Source organism: Pseudomonas sp. FW305-25 (genome assembly GCF_017351415.1).
Classification (GTDB): domain Bacteria; phylum Pseudomonadota; class Gammaproteobacteria; order Pseudomonadales; family Pseudomonadaceae; genus Aquipseudomonas; species Aquipseudomonas chlororaphis.
This window is the reverse complement of sequence record NZ_JACNDE010000011.1, coordinates 73,617-91,468: the sequence shown is the minus strand read 5'-3', so window position 1 is coordinate 91,468 and position 17,852 is coordinate 73,617. Positions and strand designations below refer to the sequence as shown.

At 62.0% G+C, this 17,852-nt stretch carries 17 protein-coding genes; 15 read left to right on the top strand and 2 right to left on the bottom strand.

Annotated elements, in window-relative coordinates; translation table 11 throughout:
* Nucleotides 1-3: 3 nt before the first annotated feature.
* Nucleotides 4-744 (bottom strand): ComF family protein, encoded by a 741-nt coding sequence (locus J4E58_RS13170; protein ID WP_087089429.1) that lies wholly within the window; start codon nucleotides 742-744, stop codon nucleotides 4-6.
* 91 nt (nucleotides 745-835) lie between these two features.
* Between J4E58_RS13170 and bioB the strand changes: the two genes are divergently transcribed.
* The 10 genes from bioB to J4E58_RS13120 all read left to right on the top strand — a co-directional run bounded on the left by bioB (nucleotide 836) and on the right by J4E58_RS13120 (nucleotide 13,325).
* On the top strand, nucleotides 836-1,891 hold the full coding sequence (bioB, locus tag J4E58_RS13165; protein WP_007926062.1) for a biotin synthase BioB: 1,056 nt from the start codon (nucleotides 836-838) through the stop codon (nucleotides 1,889-1,891).
* A gap of 159 nt (nucleotides 1,892-2,050) precedes the next feature.
* A complete protein-coding gene (bioF, locus tag J4E58_RS13160) occupies nucleotides 2,051-3,229 on the top strand; it encodes an 8-amino-7-oxononanoate synthase (protein WP_087089426.1) in 1,179 nt (392 codons plus the stop codon).
* Complete coding sequence (locus tag J4E58_RS13155) at nucleotides 3,222-3,953, top strand: alpha/beta fold hydrolase (RefSeq protein ID WP_087089424.1); 732 nt, start codon at nucleotides 3,222-3,224, stop codon at nucleotides 3,951-3,953. Before bioF ends, J4E58_RS13155 begins: the two co-directional genes overlap by 8 nt.
* Nucleotides 3,946-4,758, top strand: coding sequence for a malonyl-ACP O-methyltransferase BioC (gene bioC / locus J4E58_RS13150; RefSeq protein WP_087089422.1), 813 nt, complete (start codon nucleotides 3,946-3,948; stop codon nucleotides 4,756-4,758). Before J4E58_RS13155 ends, bioC begins: the two co-directional genes overlap by 8 nt.
* Nucleotides 4,755-5,435, top strand: coding sequence for a dethiobiotin synthase (gene bioD, locus J4E58_RS13145; protein ID WP_087089420.1), 681 nt, complete (start codon nucleotides 4,755-4,757; stop codon nucleotides 5,433-5,435). The genes bioC and bioD overlap by 4 nt, the downstream gene beginning before the upstream one ends.
* 107 nt (nucleotides 5,436-5,542) lie before the next feature.
* A complete protein-coding gene (locus J4E58_RS13140; protein WP_007926068.1) occupies nucleotides 5,543-5,839 on the top strand; it encodes a hypothetical protein in 297 nt (98 codons plus the stop codon).
* A gap of 302 nt (nucleotides 5,840-6,141) precedes the next feature.
* The gene (locus tag J4E58_RS13135) at nucleotides 6,142-7,947 is read left to right on the top strand and encodes a phenylacyl-CoA dehydrogenase (RefSeq protein WP_007926069.1); all 1,806 of its coding nucleotides are present in this window, start codon (nucleotides 6,142-6,144) and stop codon (nucleotides 7,945-7,947) included.
* Nucleotides 7,948-8,165: 218 nt separating this feature from the next.
* Nucleotides 8,166-9,458: a GGDEF domain-containing protein gene (locus tag J4E58_RS13130; RefSeq protein ID WP_087089418.1), complete on the top strand. Its 1,293-nt coding sequence runs from the start codon at nucleotides 8,166-8,168 to the stop codon at nucleotides 9,456-9,458.
* A gap of 90 nt (nucleotides 9,459-9,548) precedes the next feature.
* Complete coding sequence (locus J4E58_RS13125; protein ID WP_087089416.1) at nucleotides 9,549-11,345, top strand: acyl-CoA dehydrogenase C-terminal domain-containing protein; 1,797 nt, start codon at nucleotides 9,549-9,551, stop codon at nucleotides 11,343-11,345.
* Between the two features lie 201 nt (nucleotides 11,346-11,546).
* Nucleotides 11,547-13,325 (top strand): acyl-CoA dehydrogenase C-terminal domain-containing protein, encoded by a 1,779-nt coding sequence (locus J4E58_RS13120; RefSeq protein ID WP_087089414.1) that lies wholly within the window; start codon nucleotides 11,547-11,549, stop codon nucleotides 13,323-13,325.
* A gap of 237 nt (nucleotides 13,326-13,562) precedes the next feature.
* Here J4E58_RS13120 and J4E58_RS13115 read toward each other — a convergent pair whose 3' ends face one another.
* The gene (locus J4E58_RS13115) at nucleotides 13,563-14,492 is read right to left on the bottom strand and encodes a LysR family transcriptional regulator (protein WP_087089412.1); all 930 of its coding nucleotides are present in this window, start codon (nucleotides 14,490-14,492) and stop codon (nucleotides 13,563-13,565) included.
* Nucleotides 14,493-14,594: 102 nt separating this feature from the next.
* On the opposite strand from J4E58_RS13115, the gene J4E58_RS13110 reads away from it, so the two are divergent.
* From J4E58_RS13110 to J4E58_RS13090, 5 genes are all read left to right on the top strand, one after another.
* The gene (locus J4E58_RS13110) at nucleotides 14,595-15,293 is read left to right on the top strand and encodes an MOSC domain-containing protein (RefSeq protein ID WP_087089410.1); all 699 of its coding nucleotides are present in this window, start codon (nucleotides 14,595-14,597) and stop codon (nucleotides 15,291-15,293) included.
* Nucleotides 15,290-16,573 (top strand): aspartate aminotransferase family protein, encoded by a 1,284-nt coding sequence (locus J4E58_RS13105; RefSeq protein ID WP_087089407.1) that lies wholly within the window; start codon nucleotides 15,290-15,292, stop codon nucleotides 16,571-16,573. Before J4E58_RS13110 ends, J4E58_RS13105 begins: the two co-directional genes overlap by 4 nt.
* A gap of 280 nt (nucleotides 16,574-16,853) precedes the next feature.
* Nucleotides 16,854-17,225, top strand: coding sequence for a type II toxin-antitoxin system RelE/ParE family toxin (locus J4E58_RS13100; protein ID WP_087089405.1), 372 nt, complete (start codon nucleotides 16,854-16,856; stop codon nucleotides 17,223-17,225).
* Nucleotides 17,203-17,523 (top strand): DNA-binding transcriptional regulator, encoded by a 321-nt coding sequence (locus tag J4E58_RS13095; protein ID WP_007926083.1) that lies wholly within the window; start codon nucleotides 17,203-17,205, stop codon nucleotides 17,521-17,523. The genes J4E58_RS13100 and J4E58_RS13095 overlap by 23 nt, the downstream gene beginning before the upstream one ends.
* A gap of 132 nt (nucleotides 17,524-17,655) precedes the next feature.
* Nucleotides 17,656-17,814 carry a YqaE/Pmp3 family membrane protein gene (locus J4E58_RS13090; RefSeq protein WP_003228885.1) on the top strand — a complete coding sequence of 53 codons (159 nt, stop codon included), beginning with the start codon at nucleotides 17,656-17,658 and terminating at the stop codon, nucleotides 17,812-17,814.
* Nucleotides 17,815-17,852 lie beyond the last annotated feature (38 nt).

The window sequence follows — 17,852 nt, the reverse complement described above, 5'->3', positions numbered from 1 at the left end:
AGTTCAGTCGGGCTCGCCGGGTTTTGGCGTGCGTGCCAGGCAATAGACGTCTACCCGCCGCGCCCCGGCCTTGAGCAGCAGCCGCGCCAGGGCGTGGGCGGTCGCGCCGGTGGTGAGCACGTCGTCCACCAGCGCCAGGTGCCGGCCATGGACCGCCGCCTCGGGCATCAGGGCAAAGGCATGGTGCAGGTTGCGGTGCCGCGCCCTGGCATCCAGGCCCTGCTGCGATGGCGTGTCCTGGGTGCGCTGCAACGAGGTTTCGTCACAGGGGATTTGCAGGATCTCGCCCAGCCAGCGCGCGAGCATCGCCGCCTGGTTATAGCCGCGCTGGCGCAGGCGCTTGCGAGCCAGGGGCACCGGCAGCAGGGCGTCGGGTTGCGCCAGGTCCTCGGCAAAGCGATGTTGCAGCGATTGCGCGAGAAGTTCGGCCAAAAGACGGCCAAAGGGCCATTTGCCGTTGTGCTTGAAACGGCTGACCAGGCTGTCGACCGGAAAGCCATAACGCCAGGGCGCCACCACCTGGGCGAAGGCGGGCGGTCGCTTGAGGCACTGGCCGCAGGTCAGGCCGGCCGCGGGCAGGGGCAGGGCGCACACCTGGCAATGATCGCCGAGCCACGGCAGTTCGGTTTCGCAGGCGGTACAAATGGCTTGGGGCGTGTCGGTCGGCTCGTCGCAGAGCAAACAGGTTTGTTTGTTTTTTAACCAGATGTAAACTGGTCCTTGGTAATGTGGTTGACACTGCATGGCGCTTCCTTAAATATGCCCAACATCCGTGTCGCGGCTGTGGGTATTGCCTTCCCGCAGCCGCTTGCCAAGCATAATCAAGGAATCGCCCATGAGCGCCAGCACCACCGCCAATCTGCGTCATGACTGGACTTTGGCTGAAGTCAAAGCCCTCTTCGTCCAGCCGTTCAATGACTTGCTGTTCCAGGCGCAGACGGTGCACCGCGCGCATTTCGACGCCAACCGCGTCCAGGTTTCCACCCTGTTGTCGATCAAGACCGGCGCCTGCCCGGAAGATTGCAAATATTGTCCGCAGTCCGGTCACTACAACACCGGCCTGGAAAAAGAAAAGCTGATGGAAGTGCAGAAGGTCCTCGAAGAGGCCGCGCGCGCCAAGGCCATAGGTTCGACCCGTTTCTGCATGGGCGCGGCCTGGAAACACCCGTCGGCCAAAGACATGCCGTACGTGCTGGAAATGGTCAAGGGCGTGAAGGCCATGGGCCTGGAAACCTGCATGACCCTCGGTCGCCTGGACCAGGACCAGACCGAAGCGCTGGCCAAGGCCGGCCTGGACTACTACAACCACAACCTCGATACCTCGCCGGAGTTCTACGGCAGCATCATCACCACCCGCACCTACAGCGAGCGCCTGCAAACCCTGGCCTACGTGCGCGATGCGGGGATGAAGATCTGCTCCGGCGGCATCCTCGGCATGGGCGAATCCCTCGATGACCGCGCCGGCCTGTTGATCCAGCTGGCCAACCTGCCGGAGCACCCGGAGTCGGTACCGATCAACATGCTGGTGAAAGTGGCCGGCACGCCGCTGGAAAACTCCGAGGACGTCGATCCGTTCGACTTCATCCGCATGCTCGCTGTGGCTCGTATCCTGATGCCGAAATCCCATGTGCGCCTGTCCGCCGGCCGCGAAGCGATGAACGAGCAGATGCAGGCCCTGGCGTTCTTCGCCGGTGCCAACTCGATTTTCTACGGCGAGAAACTGCTGACCACCGCCAACCCGCAGGCCGACAAGGACATGCAACTGTTCGCGCGCCTGGGCATCCAGCCGGAAGCCCGCGAAGAGCACGCCGACGAGGTGCACCAGGCCGCCATCGAGCAGGCGCTGGTGGAGCAGAAGAGCAGCGAGCAGTTCTACAACGCCGCGGTTTAAGCATCTCTCCTGTGTAGCCGCTGCCGCAGGCTGCGATAGTCCGGGCCACGCTGGTCGCAGGACCTCGACGGACTCAAGGTCCTCGCGCCCCTTCGGGTCGATCGCAGCTTGCGGCAGCGGCTACGGCAATCATCGTCCGATCAGATCATCGAGGCCTGCATGTCTTTCGATCTCCGCGCGCGTCTCGCTGCCCGTCGTGCCGAAAACCTCTATCGTCAGCGCCCATTGCTGGAAAGCCCGCAAGGGCCGCAAGTGGTGGTCGACGGCCAGCCGTTGCTGGCGTTCTGCAACAACGATTACCTGGGCCTGGCCAATCACCCGCAAGTGATCGAAGCCTGGCGCGCCGGTGCGTCCCGCTGGGGCGTGGGCGGTGGCGCCTCGCACCTGGTGATCGGCCACAGCACGCCCCACCACCAGTTGGAAGAAGCCCTGGCCGAGTTCACCGGTCGCCCGCGGGCATTGCTGTTCAGCACCGGTTACATGGCCAATCTCGGCGCCGTCACCGCGCTGGTGGGGCAGGGCGACACGGTGCTGGAAGACCGCCTCAACCACGCGTCATTGCTGGATGCCGGCCTGCTCTCCGGCGCGCGCTTCAACCGTTACCTGCACAACGATGCCGAGAGCCTGGCCAAGCGCCTGGAGAAAGCCACCGGCAATACCCTGGTGGTCACCGATGGTGTGTTCAGCATGGACGGCGACCTGGCCGACCTGCCGGCGCTGGCTCGCGAAACCCGGGCCAAGGGCGCCTGGCTGATGGTCGACGACGCCCATGGCTTCGGGCCGCTGGGGGCCAACGGAGGAGGGATCGTCGAGCACTTCGGCTTGAGCCAGGAAGAGGTGCCGATCCTGGTAGGCACCCTCGGCAAGGCGTTCGGCACCGCCGGCGCCTTTGTCGCCGGTAGCGAGGAACTGATCGAAAGCCTGATCCAGTTCGCCCGTCCCTACATCTATACCACCAGCCAGCCGCCGGCCCTGGCCTGCGCCACCCTGAAAAGCCTGGAGTTGCTGCGCAGCGAGCACTGGCGGCGTGAGCACCTGAATACCCTGATCCGCCAGTTCCGCCAGGGCGCCGAGCAGATCGGGCTGACCCTGATGGACAGCTTTACGCCGATCCAGCCGATCCTGATCGGCGACAGCGCGCGGGCGATTCGCCTGTCGCAGATGTTGCGCGAGCGCGGCCTGATGGTCACCGCGATTCGTCCGCCTACCGTGCCCACGGGGAGCGCCCGCTTGCGGGTGACCCTGTCCGCCGCCCATAGTGAGGCTCAGGTCCAGCTATTGTTGAATGCACTGGCGGATTGTTTTAGCGAACTGGGACCGGAGCCAAGCCATGCGTGATCGACTGATTCTGCTGCCCGGTTGGGGTCTCGGTGTATCGCCGCTCGAACCCTTGGCGGCGGCTCTGCAGGGGCTGGACGAACACCTGCGGGTCGAGATCGAGCTATTGCCGGAGCTGGAGTCCAGCGACCTGAATGAGTGGCTCGACGAACTGGACGCCAGCGTGCCGGACAACGCCTGGCTCGGTGGCTGGTCACTGGGCGGCATGCTGGCTTCCGAGCTGGCGGCGCGTCGTGGCGAGCGCTGCTGCGGTCTGCTGACATTGGCCAGCAACCCCAGTTTCGTGGCGCATGCCGAGTGGGCAAGCGCAATGCCGGGGGAGACCTTCGACGGGTTTCTGGCCGGCTGTAACGCCGACCCACGCACCACCCTCAAGCGCTTCAGCCTGTTGTGTGCCCAGGGCGCCGAAGATCCGCGCGGCTTGTCGCGCCTGCTGTCGGGCGGCGCGCCGCATACCTCGGGCACGGTGTTGATGGCCGGCCTGGAGTTGCTGGCGCAGCTGGATACCCGCCATGCCTTGCAGGCGTTTCGTGGACCGCAGTTGCATCTGTTCGCCGGGCTCGACGGCCTGGTGCCGGCCGAAGCCGCGGGCGAACTGCTGGCGTTGTTGCCCGATGTTGAAGTTGGCCTGATTGAGCAGGCCAGCCACGCGTTTCTTCTGGAGGATCCCCACGGTGTGGCGGGGGCGATCCAGGCTTTTTTGCATGAGTCCGGTGATGACTGATCTGTCCCTTCCCAAGCCCCCCGGCAGCTTGCCCGACAAGCGCCAGGTGGCGGCTTCCTTTTCTCGCGCGGCGTCCAGTTACGACAGCGTGGCGCAACTGCAGCGCGACGTCGGTAACGAGTTGCTGGGCCGCCTGCCGCAAGACCGCGAGCCCGGCCGGTGGCTGGACATGGGCTGTGGCACGGGTTATTTCAGCCGCCTGTTGGGCGAGCGTTTCCAGGCCAGCGAAGGGCTGGCGCTGGACATCGCCGAAGGCATGCTCGAGCACGCCCGGCCGTTGGGCGGGGCGCGGTATTTCATTGCCGGCGATGCCGAGCGTTTGCCGTTGCAGGGGCAGAGTTGCGAACTGATTTTCTCCAGCCTGGCGGTGCAGTGGTGCGCGGATTTTCGTTCGGTTCTCAGCGAGGCGCATCGGGTGCTGAAGCCGGGCGGCGTGCTGGCGTTCGCCAGCCTGTGCGTCGGTACGCTGTACGAATTGCGCGACAGTTGGCGTCAGGTCGACGGCATGGTGCATGTCAATCGCTTTCGTGAGTTCAGCACGTATCAACAGCTGTGTGCGGCGAGCGGCTTGCAGGTGCTGAGCCTGGAAACCCGTCCTCATGTGCTGCACTACCCGGATGTGCGCAGTCTGACCCATGAGTTGAAGGCCCTGGGGGCGCACAACCTCAACCCTGGACGGCCCGGCGGGCTGACAGGGCGGGCGCGGATCAAGGGCCTGATCGACGCCTACGAACAGTTCCGTCAAGCGCAGGGATTGCCCGCGACCTACCAGGTGGTCTACGCCGTATTGGAGAAGCCGCTATGAGCCGAGCCTATTTCGTTACCGGAACAGACACCGATGTTGGCAAGACCACCGTCGCCGCTGGCTTGCTGCATGCCGCGCGGCTCTCGGGGCTGAGCACCGCGGCCGGGAAACCGGTGGCTTCGGGCTGTGAGCTGACCCCCAAGGGGTTGCGTAACGCCGATGCCTTGGCTCTGTTGGCTGAATGCTCGTTGCCGCTGACCTACGACGAAGTCAATCCACTGGCCTTTGAACCAGCCATCGCTCCCCATCTGGCGGCCCGTGAGGCTGGGGTGGCGTTGACTGTGCAGGCCTTGCTGGCGCCCATGCGCCAGGTGCTGGCCAAGGGTGCCGATTTCACCCTGATCGAAGGGGCCGGCGGCTGGCGTGTGCCGCTGGCCGATCAGGACAACCTGTCCGACCTGGCCATGGCCCTGTATCTGCCGGTGATCCTGGTGGTGGGCGTGCGCCTGGGCTGTATCAACCATGCGCTGCTGACGGCCGAGGCGATTGCCCAGGACGGATTACAGCTGGCCGGTTGGGTGGCCAATATCATCGAGCCGAAGACTTCGCGGCTCGAGGAGAACCTCGCCACGCTGGCGGAGCGCCTGCCCGCACCTTGTCTGGGGCGGGTCCCAAGATTGAAGGCGATCAGCGCTGAAGCGGTGGCCGAGTATCTGCAACTGGACCTGCTTGACTAGATTTTGCCTATGGTGAGGCACTGTGCCATTAGTGTTTTTGACGGGTCTTTTTCTGACGCGTCTGGTTCAATAGCCGCTGTTCATTCCTTGCAGGGTCGAATTCTCCCATGGAAATTTCCGGGAATACCGCTTTCTACGCCGGCCTGAGTACCGTGCAGACCGGGCAGAATCGTGTCGATCAGGCTGCCAGCCAGATCGCCAATACGACCATCGAACGTTCTGTCGCCAGCCAATCCTCTGAGGTACAAGTCGAGCGCTTGCGATCTGTCGATCGCAGCCAGCAATCGGACCTGGCCAGCAACATGGTCGAAATGGCCATGGGCAAGGTTCAGGCGGAGCTGGGTGTGAAAGTCGCCAAGGCCGCCGATGAAGTGCTCGGTACGCTGATCGACACCTACGCTTGACCCTCCTTCGGTAGCCCTACCCATTTTTGCGGGCAGGGTGACCCGCGCAAGAACGCCCTGCAAAGCCCCATCTTCTGTCTTGCTGGCTTACCAGCTCCTACACTCTATTCAGCTTCCGAATATTTCACGGCATTCGCTGTGGGCCTTTGCGTGCAAGGCCTGCAGAGGATCGATGACGAATGGTGTTTGCGTGGCGCTTGACAAGGTTTGGGCGTAAACGTATGTTTCAAACAACTGTTTGACCGCCACAATAAATCAACGCGGTCGTTCATTCCCGGTTACATCAGCAGAGGTTTATCGCTATGCCTGACTACAAGGCCCCCTTGCGTGATATTCGCTTCGTTCGTGACGAGCTGCTCGGCTATGAAGCGCACTATCAGAGCCTGCCGGCTTGCCAGGACGCTACTCCAGACATGGTTGACGCCATCCTCGAGGAAGGCGCGAAGTTTTGTGAGCAGGTACTGGCCCCTCTGAACCGTGTGGGTGACCTGGAAGGCTGCACCTGGAGCGAGTCCGGCGTTAAGACCCCGACTGGCTTCAAAGAGGCCTACAAGCAATTCGTCGAAGGCGGCTGGCCAAGCCTGGCTCACGATGTCGAGCATGGCGGTCAAGGCCTGCCGGAGTCCCTGGGCCTGGCTGTCAGTGAAATGGTCGGCGAAGCCAACTGGTCGTGGGGTATGTACCCAGGCCTGTCCCATGGCGCGATGAACACCATCTCCGAACACGGCACGCCTGAGCAGCAAGAGGCTTACCTGACCAAGCTGGTATCCGGTGAGTGGACCGGCACCATGTGCCTGACCGAACCGCACTGCGGCACCGACCTGGGCATGCTGCGCACCAAGGCCGAACCTCAGGCCGACGGTTCCTACAAAGTTACCGGCACCAAGATCTTCATCTCGGCCGGTGAACACGACATGGCCGACAACATCGTCCATATCGTTCTGGCCCGCCTGCCGGATGCACCGGCTGGCACCAAAGGCATCTCGCTGTTCATCGTGCCGAAGTTCCTGCCGAACGCCGATGGCACTGTCGGCCAGCGCAACGCCGTGAGCTGCGGTTCCCTGGAACACAAGATGGGGATCCACGGTAACGCCACCTGCGTGATGAACTTCGACGCGGCCACCGGTTTCCTGATCGGCCCGGCGAACAAAGGCCTGAACTGCATGTTCACCTTCATGAACACCGCTCGCCTGGGCACCGCGCTGCAAGGCCTGGCCCACGCCGAGATCGGCTTCCAGGGCGGCCTGAAATACGCTCGCGATCGTTTGCAAATGCGTTCCCTGACTGGCCCCAAAGCGCCGGACAAGGCCGCCGACCCGATCATCGTGCACCCTGACGTACGTCGCATGCTGTTGACCATGAAGGCTTTCGCCGAAGGCAACCGGGCCATGGTCTACTTCACCGCCAAGCAGGTCGACATCGTCAAGTACGGCGTGGACGAAGAAGAGAAGAAGAAAGCCGACGCACTGCTGGCCTTCATGACTCCGATCGCCAAGGCCTTCATGACCGAAGTCGGTTTCGAATCCGCCAACCACGGCGTGCAGATCTACGGTGGCCACGGTTTCATCGCCGAGTGGGGCATGGAGCAGAACGTTCGCGACAGCCGCATTTCCATGCTGTACGAAGGCACCACCGGTATCCAGGCGCTGGACTTGCTGGGCCGTAAAGTGCTGATGACTCAAGGCGAGGCTCTGAAAGGCTTCACCAAGATCGTCCACAAGTTCTGCCAGAGCAACGAAGGCAACGAGTCGGTCAAAGAGTTCGTCGCACCGCTGGCTGCACTGAACAAGGAATGGGGCGAGCTGACCATGAAGGTCGGTATGGCGGCCATGAAAGACCGTGAAGAAGTCGGTGCTGCGTCCGTGGATTACCTGATGTATTCCGGTTATGCCTGCCTGGCTTACTTCTGGGCCGACATGGCACGCCTGGCTGCCGAGAAGCTGGCTGCCGGCACCACCGAAGAGGCGTTCTACACCGCCAAGCTGCAGACCGCGCGCTTCTACTTCCAGCGCATCCTGCCGCGTACCCGCACTCACGTTGCGGCGATGCTGTCGGGTGCCAACAACCTGATGGACATGAAAGAGGAAGATTTCGGCCTGGCTTACTAAGCCCTACCGGTATCTCTTCAGAGGCCGCTTCTCCTTCGGGAGAAGCGGCTTTTTTGTGCGCGGGATGAATCTGAAAATAATCCGACTAAAACGTTAAGAAGAAGCCGATCCCTGCCGTTACAGAAGTGGCAATGTGACATGCATCACATTTGTGCTGTTTAACCATGCCAGGTGAAGGCATAGTGCCATCTACTGTTTAACCGCGTCGGAGCTTTACCTTGCCGCGTTCTTCTGCTGTACGTTTCAGCCATTTTCTACCGTCATTGTTACTCTTGCTTGCGGGGCTCGCGGCTGCCTACGTCAAGGATCTCAACGTCTTCTTCACCTCGCTGTTCAACGTCTTGCCGACCCTGGTGCTGCTGCTCGGCGGTGCTTATTGCGCGGTGTACCGGCGCCAGCGTGAACTGTTCCTGATGGTCACGGTGTACATCGCCTATTTCCTGCTCGATACCCAGACCGACTATTACCGTGACAACGGCAAGGTCCGCGAGGATGCGGCCGTGGTATTCCACTTGGTCTGCTTGCTGCTGCCGCTGCTGTTCGGCCTGTTTGCGGCCTGGCAGGAGCGTACCCACCTGTTCCAGGACATGGTGGCGCGGTTTGCCGTATTGCTCGCCTTTGGCAGCGTGGCGCTGGGCCTGGAGCAGAGTTATCCCCAGGCGCTGCTGGCCTGGCTGGCGGAAATCCGTTGGCCGGCCCTGCACGGCGCCTGGATGAGCCTGATCCAGTTGTCGTACCCGGTGTTTATCGCCGCCTTCCTGTTGCTGGCGATCCAGTACTGGCGCAATCCACGTCCGCTGCATGCGGCGCAGTTGGTGGGGCTGCTGGGGCTGTTCTGGATGCTGCCCAAGACCTTTATCCTGCCGTTCACCCTGAACATCATGTGCAGCCAGGTGATGCTGATGATCGCCGCGGCCGTTGCCCATGAGGCGTACCAGATGGCTTTTCGCGACGAGCTGACCGGCTTGCCGGGGCGCCGCGCCTTGAACGAGCGCATGCAGCGCCTGGGGCGCAACTATGTGCTGGCGATGAGCGATGTCGATCACTTCAAGAAATTCAACGACACCCACGGCCACGATGTGGGCGATCAGGTGCTGCGCCTGGTGGCCAGCAAACTGTCGAAAGTCAGTGGCGGCGGTCGTGCCTACCGTTATGGCGGTGAGGAGTTTGCGGTGGTGTTCGCCGGCAAGACCCTCGAGGAGTGCATGCCGCACCTGGAGGTCATTCGCGAGACCATCGCCAACTACAACATCCAGTTGCGCAATCAGGAGAACCGGCCCCAGGACGACCAGCAGGGTCGTCAGCGCCGGGGTGCGGTCGCGGCGTCTAGCGTATCGGTGACCGTCAGTATTGGCGTCGCCGAGCGGCAGATGGAGCACCGCTCGCCCGAGGAGGTGCTCAAGTCTGCCGACCAGGCGCTGTACAGCGCCAAGGGCGCGGGGCGTAACTGCGTCATGGCCTTCGGTCAGAACCGCCGTGGCGCGGTGCGCATGGACACCGCTGCGGGTTGAGTGATAGCGGCGCATTCAGCGTCTGGACTGTGATTGGCAGGTCGGATGAGCGGCAGTAGGTTGGATTGATCTGCTGCCGGAGAAACCACCATGCCCGAGTACAAAGCTCCCCTGCGCGACATGCGCTTTTTGATCGACCACGTCTTCGACTTTCACGCCAGCTACGCCGCCCTGGGGGCCAGCGATGCCAGCCCGGATATGGTGGCCGCGATTCTCGAAGAAGGGGCGAAATTCTGTGAAAACGTGCTGGCGCCGTTGAACCGCCCGGGCGATGAAGAGGGCTGCCATTTCGACAATGGCGTGGTTACTACGCCAAAAGGCTTCAAGCAGGCTTTCGCCCAGTATGTAGAAGGCGGCTGGCACGGCCTGGCGGCAGACCCGAACTATGGTGGCCAGGGCCTGCCGCATTCGCTGGGGCTGGTGATCAGCGAAATGGTTGGCTCCAGCAACACTTCCTGGGGCATGTACCCGGGCCTGACCCACGGCGCCATGTCGGCGATTCACACCCACGGCAGCGAAGAGCAGAAGCAGACCTACCTGAGCAAGCTCACCGCTGGCCAATGGACTGGCACCATGTGCCTGACCGAAGCCCATTGCGGCACCGACCTGGGCATCATCAAGACCCGCGCCGTACCCAAGGCCGACGGCAGCTATGCGGTCTCCGGTAGCAAGATCTTCATTTCTGCCGGCGAGCACGACATGAGTGAAAACATCATCCACCTGGTGCTGGCCAAGCTGCCGGATGCGCCGGCCGGTACCAAGGGCATTTCGCTGTTTATCGTGCCCAAGTTTTTGCCCAACGCCGATGGCGAGGCGGGTGAGCGCAATGGTGTGAGCTGCGGTTCCATCGAACACAAGATGGGCATCAAGGCTTCGGCCACCTGCGTGCTCAACTTCGATGGCGCCAAGGGATTCCTGATCGGTGAGGCCAACAAGGGTCTGAACTGCATGTTCACCATGATGAACCACGCGCGCCTCGGTACCGGGATGCAGGGGCTGTGCCTGGGCGAGGCAAGCTTCCAGGGCGCAATCAAGTACGCCAACGACCGTCTGCAGATGCGCTCCCTGACCGGGCCGAAGGCGCCGGACAAGGCCGCCGACCCGATCATTGTCCACCCCGATGTGCGGCGTATGCTGCTGACCATGAAGGCCTTCAACGAAGGTAATCGCGCCCTGGCCTATTTCACCGCGCAGTTGCTGGATGTGGCGCACCTGGCCGCCGACGAGACCCAGCGCCAGGATGCCGAGAACCTGTTGGCTTTCCTGACGCCGATCTGCAAGGCCTTCATGACTGAAACCGGGCTGGAGGTGACCAACCACGGTATGCAGGTGTTTGGCGGGCATGGCTTCATTCGCGAATGGGGCATGGAGCAACTGGTGCGCGACTGCCGCATCGCCCCGATCTATGAGGGCACCAACGGCATCCAGGCCCTGGACCTGCTGGGACGCAAGGTGCTCGGCAGTCAGGGCAAGTTGTTGATGGGCTTCACCAAGATCGTCCATAAATTCTGCGCGGCCAATGCCGAGCATCCACAACTCAAGGGTTATGTGACGCAACTCGACGGGCTCAACCGGCAGTGGGGCGTGCTGACCACCAAGGTCGGGATGGCGGCGATGAAGAACCCCGACGAAGTCGGCGCCGCGGCGCTGGATTACCTGATGTACAGCGGTTACATCATCCTCGCCTACCTGTGGCTGCGCATGGCGCTGGTGGCCCAGGCCCGGCTCGACGCCGGTGAAGAGGATGCCGATTATTGCCAGGCCAAGCTGGCGACCTGCGAGTTCTACTTCAAGCGCTTGCTGCCGCGTACCGCGGCCCATCTGGCGGCGATCGAGGCGGGCAGTGACTGCCTGATGAAGTTGCCGGCGGAGCTGTTTGCGCTCTAGGTTTTCATGTAATCGTCCATTGCGGGCAAGCCTGCTCCTGCAGATATTTGCGGGAGTGAGTTTGCTCGTGATTTTTGGTGACTAAAAATTACATTAAAGTCATGAGTTGACCCTATGTGTCGTAAAAGTTGTTCGGGTACACTCGAGCTTTCGTAACTGGGGCCGTTCGGGTCCACTTGTTTAGATCTTGCGAGGTTTGCCATGGCTGACTACAAAGCGCCCCTGCGCGATATGCGCTTCGTCCTCAATGAAGTTTTCGAGGTCGCCAAACTCTGGGCCGAACTGCCTGCTCTGGCCGACACCGTCGACGCTGAAACCGTCGAAGCGATTCTTGAGGAAGCCGGCAAAGTCACCGGCAAAAGTATCGCCCCGCTGAGCCGTGGCGCCGACGAAGAGGGTTGTCACTGGAGCGACGGCGCGGTGACCACGCCAGCAGGTTTTCCACAGGCCTATCAGACTTACGCCGAAGGCGGCTGGGTTGGCGTCGGCGGCGATCCAGCCTACGGCGGCATGGGCATGCCCAAGGCGGTATCGGCCCAGGTCGAGGAAATGGTCAACTCGGCCAGCCTGTCGTTTGGTCTGTACCCGATGCTGACCGCGGGCGCCTGCCTGTCGATCAATGCCCACGCCAGCGAAGAATTGAAGGCGGCCTACCTGCCGAACATGTATGCAGGCGTCTGGGCCGGCTCCATGTGCCTCACCGAGCCGCATGCCGGTACCGACCTGGGCATCATTCGCACCAAGGCCGAGCCGCAGGCTGACGGCTCCTACAAGGTCAGCGGCACCAAGATCTTCATTACCGGCGGTGAGCACGACCTGACCGAGAACATCATCCACCTGGTGCTGGCCAAGCTACCGGACGCACCGGCAGGGCCGAAGGGCATTTCGTTGTTCCTGGTGCCGAAGTTCCTGGTCAACGCCGACGGCAGCCTGGGCGCGCGCAACCCGGCCAACTGTGGTTCGATCGAACACAAGATGGGCATCCAGGCCTCGGCGACCTGCGTGATGAACTTCGACGAAGCCGTCGGTTACATCGTCGGCGAGCCGAACAAGGGCCTGGCGGCAATGTTCACCATGATGAACTACGAGCGTCTGGGCGTCGGTATTCAAGGCCTGGCCTCGGGCGAGCGCTCCTATCAGAACGCCGTGGAATACGCCCGCGATCGCCTGCAAAGCCGTTCGCCGACCGGCCCGCAAGCCAAGGACAAGGTTGCTGACCCGATCATCGTGCACCCGGATGTGCGTCGCATGCTGCTGACCATGAAAGCCGCGAACGAAGGCGGCCGCGCGTTCTCCACCTATGTGGCGATGCAACTGGATACCGCCAAGTTCAGCGAAGATGCGCTGGTGCGTAAGCGCGCGGAAGATCTGGTGGCGCTGCTGACGCCGGTGGCCAAGGCCTTCCTCACCGACCTGGGGTTGGAAACCACGATTCACGGCCAGCAGGTTTTCGGCGGCCACGGCTACATCCGTGAATGGGGCCAGGAGCAGCTGGTGCGCGATGTACGCATTACCCAGATCTATGAAGGTACCAACGGCATCCAGGCGCTGGACCTGGTCGGGCGCAAAATCGTCGGCAGCGGCGGGGCGTTCTACAAGCTGTTCGCTGACGAGATTCGCCATTTCACCGCGACCGCCAGCGCCGATCTGGCCGAGTTCACCAAGCCGTTGAACGACGCACTGGATAACCTGGACGAACTGACGGCCTGGCTGCTGGATCGGGCCAAGACCAATCCGAACGAAATCGGCGCGGCTTCGGTCGAATACCTGCAAGCATTCGGATACACGGCGTACGCCTACATGTGGGCGTTGATGGCAAAAGCCGCCCTGGGCAAGGAGTCGCAAGACGATTTCTACGCCAGCAAGCTGGGTACCGCGCGCTTCTACTTCGCCCGTCTGCTGCCGCGTATTCACTCGCTGAGCGCATCGGTGAAGGCGGGTAGCGAATCACTGTTCCTGCTGGATGCGGCGCAGTTCTGAGCATGGCCACGTCATGTAAGCATTCTCTTACATGACGTGCTGCTAATCACCCATATCGGCAGATTGGATCCAGAGCTAATCTACTTCACATGGACGTCGCGCAGGAAGCGCAAAGCAATAACACGGACACGTAGGATTCCGCCAGGATGGTGGAGTGAAAAGGATGTCAGGGAAACAGTCTGCAAAGCCCCGCTTCGGCGGGGTTTTCTTTTGCCCGCGTTTTTTACCTGCGCTGCTTCAACCCAGCCCTTCCAGCGTCGTCGGGCCTGTCATCCGCCCATCCGGGCCGCTCATCTCTTCTTCCAGCAAGGTTCGCAGCAATTCCAGGGTTGCCTGCTGACGTTGTACATCCCGACATACCAGCCCCACTTTCAACGGCACCCTTGGTTCGCTCAGCGGTTTCCATAACAGGTCCGTATGGCTGTGGGTCTGCCGCGAACGCCCCGGCAAGACCGTTGCCAGGCGGGTGTTGGGCAAGCTGTCGAGAATCCCCGCCATATTGTTCAGCTCCGCCTGCACTTGTGGCCGGCGTCCGAGGCTGGCCAGTTGCGCCTGCCAGATCTGGCGTATCTGGAACTCCTCGCCCAACAACAACATGGGCAGCTCCGCGGCCTGGCTCATGGAGACCTTCTTGAATTCGCGCAGGGGATGTTCGGCAGGAATCACCAGGGTCAACTCGTCTTCGTAGAGCTGCACGCCATGCAACCCTGGCTGGCGCGGCGGCAGATAACTGATGCCGATATCCAATGAGCCATTGAGCAGGCGCCGTTCGATTTCCAGGCCGGTCAGTTCGTAGATCTGCACCACCAGATGCGGCTGGGCCTTGCGCACCCGCTCAAGCATTTGCGGCACCAGGCTGCTGTGCACGGTTTGCAGTACGCCAATCGCCAGCGTGCGCAGGGCGTGGCCCTTGAAGTTGCCCAGGGCTTCACGAGCCCGTTGCATGCCGTCGAGCAAGGGCAGGGCATGGTTGTACAGGGTATGGGCCGCCAGCGTCGGCAACAGGCGCTTGCTGCTGCGCTCGAACAGGCTGACATCGAGGTTCTGTTCCAGCTGACGGATCTGTTGCGAGAGCGCCGGTTGAGAGATCGACAGGCGTTCGGCGGCTCGTCCCACGTGACCTTCTTCATACACCGCGACGAAATAACGCAGTTGTTTAAAATCCATAAGTTCTGCTTATCGAAAAAGCTGGAAAATCGAAATGGCCCGATAGGCTGCAGAAGCCTAGTCTAACCCCTATTCACAGGGCTTACAGGGCCAGAAGGCGAGATGAATACCGTTTACGTGGATGGTGTTTACATAGGCAAGGCAAAAAACCTCGGACAGGGTTTGATCAGTGATACGGACAAACGTCCGGTTGCAAACCGACTCTGGTTATGGCCGCAGGGCCTGGGCAGCGACGAACACGGCGACCCGCGCTTTCATACCGGCCCGGAGCGGGCGCTGCACCATTACCCCGCCGAACACTACAGCTACTGGCGCAAGCGTTATCCGCTGATTGACTGGTGTGCCCCGGCCTTTGGCGAAAACCTGTCTACCCACGGCCTGACCGAGGAACAGGTCTGCCTCGGCGATATGTTCCGCTGGGGCGGCGCGCTGCTGCAGGTCAGCCAGCCGCGTTCGCCCTGTTATCGCCTGAGCCACCGCTGGGGCATCCCCGACCTGCCGCAACAGGCGCAAAACAATGGTCGCTGCGGCTGGTTCTACCGGGTGCTCAAACCCGGTTTCGTCAGTGCCGATCAGCCCTTCGAGCTGATCCAGCGCAGTTACCCGGGGTTGACCGTGGCCTGGGCCTTGCGCTGTTTTTATCGAGAACCTCTGGAGCATGCGGGCTTGAAGAAACTGGTGGACTGTCCAGCACTGGCGTCGCGTTGGCGCGACATCGCGATCAAGCGCATGCGCACCGGCCTGATCGAGGATTGGTCCGCGCGCCTGCTGGGCCTGCCACTGCAGGGGTTGAGTGCATGAATCTGTTCAGCCTGCGCCGCCCTCAGCCGAGCCTTGATGATCTGGCGGCCGAGCCTTGCCTGTCGCCGATGAGCGACAACCTTTCCAGTGAGTGCCTGATGCCCAGCGTGCAGCGACCCCACCCAGTGTTTGTACGTGGCCAGGGCTCATGGCTGTGGGACAGCGATGACCGCGCCTATCTCGACTTCGTCCAGGGCAACGCCGCCAACAGCCTTGGCCATAGCTCGTCGGCGTTGGTCAAGGCGCTGACGGCCCAGGCCCAATCACTGATCAACCCCGGCCCGGGCTTTTACAACCGCGGCATGCTCAACCTCAGCGAGCGCTTGTGCCGCAGCACCGGCAGCGACCAGGCCTATCTGCTGAGCAGTGGCAGCGAAGCCTGCGAGGCGGCGATCAAGCTGGCCCGTAAATGGGGCCAGCTGTATCGCGGTGGGGCCGCGAAGATCATCACTGCCAGCGGCAGCTGTCATGGTCGCGGCTTCGCGGCAATGTCGGCGTCGGCAAGCCCCCATATCGCCAATCGTTTCGAGCCACAGCTGTCGGGTTTCAGTCATGTTCCCTTCAATGACCTGCCAGCCTTGCATGCCGCGGTGGACGCGCAGACCGTGGCGATCATGCTCGAGCCGATCCAGGGCGAGGCCGGGGTGATTCCGGCGACCGAGCATTACCTCAAGGGGGTCGAGCGCCTGTGCCGCGAGCTGGGCATCCTGCTGATCCTGGATGAAGTGCAAACCGGCATCGGCCGCTGCGGCACCTTGTTGGCCGAACAACTCTATGGCGTGCGCGCCGACATCGTGGCCCTGGGCAAAGGCCTCGGTGGTGGCGTGCCCTTGGCGGCCTTACTGGCGCGTGGCAGCGCCTGTTGCTTTGAGGTGGGTGAGCTGAACGGCACCCATCATGGCAATGCGCTGATGACCGCCGCGGGCCTGGCGGTGCTCGATAGCGTACTGGACAACAGCTTTCTCGAGCATGTGCGGGACAACGGCCAGTACTTGCGCGAAGGGCTGGCCCGCCTGGCGAATCGTTATGCCCAGGGAGAACTGCGTGGGCAGGGATTGTTCTGGGGGCTGAGCCTGGCCGACGACTCGGCCGAGGCTGTGGTCAAGGCGGCCCGCTACGAAGGTCTGTTGCTGGCCGCAACCCAACCGGACTGCCTGCGTTTTACCCCGGCGTTGACGGTGAGCAAGGCCAACATCGACGAAATGCTGCTGCGCCTGGCGCGGGCCTTTTCGCGAGTACGCACCGCGCAGCTGCAATGCCGCAAGGGGCTGGTGGTTTGAGGCCTGGCCTGGTCCCGCCACACCCGATCTTGCACTGACAGAAATTCCCGAACCGTCTCGCGGTATAACGCATCGCCCCGTGTCCGATCTTTCGCACGGGGCGTTTTTTTGTCTCGGGCTTTTGCAAAACCGCCATCAGGCCTTGAAGGCCATCATCCAGGCAAGGTTCCTTAGGCTCATCCACCAGGACGGTGGGGGCTGCTGCTGGGGCGCAAGACCACCGGGCAGCTTGGGTTGAATATATATACCACTGAGTGGTATGTTTTCGGGAAGGGAAGCCATGACCATCAGGTTGTTCAAAACCAAAGGTTTTGCTGTCGCGGCTAAAAAAGCCTTGATCCATGATGACCAGTTGCTGGCCGCATTCAGCGAGTTATGCAAAGGCCAGGCTGATGACCTGGGTGGCGGGGTCTGGAAAAAACGCCTGAATGCCAACCGCTATCGTTCGATCGTCCTGGCCAGGGGCCGGCGCTACTGGGTGTTCCAGTTCCTGTTCGCCAAGCAGGACCAGAGCAGTATCAGCCACCAGGAGCTGCAGGCATTCCGCGCGCTGGCCAAGGCCTACGAAGGGCTGGATGGCTGGCAGGTCCAGCAGCTACTCGAGATGAAAGCGTTTGTGGAGATCAGACATGAGCAAGCCATTCAAGACTGAAGCCCTTGAATCGATACACGAGTCGGCCAGTGCCCTGCACGCCATCGGCGCCATCGGCAAAACCACCATGCGCCAGTTCGATGAGGCGTGTATCGCGCCAGTACCGGCGAATATTCCGGCGGAGCAGATCAAGCTGCTGCGCGAGCGTAGTAACGTCAGCCAGCCGGTCTTTGCCCGCTACCTGAACACCAGCGCGTCCACGGTGAAGCAGTGGGAGTCTGGCGAGAAGCACCCGAGCGGCATGGCGTTGAAACTGCTGAGCATCGTGCAGAAGCACGGCCTTGAAATACTGGCGTGAGCCGGCACTGAAACACCGCCCGGCCTGGGGATAAAAACTGGCCCTTGGCCAGAATCGATTGAACCCTGCCGAACGCCATGGGTCGATTAGCGGTGAGGCTCGTACGAGTCGATTGCTATCAGGAGCTGCCCCATGGACTTTATCCGCATCATCATCGCCATTCTGTTACCGCCATTGGGTGTGTTCCTGCAAGTGGGGTTCGGCGGCGCGTTCTGGCTGAATATCCTGCTGACCCTGTGCGGCTACATTCCGGGCATCGTGCATGCGGTGTACATCATCGCCAAGCGCTGAGCCTGGCGCCCGCTCCGCAGAGGAGCGGGCTTGTCCCC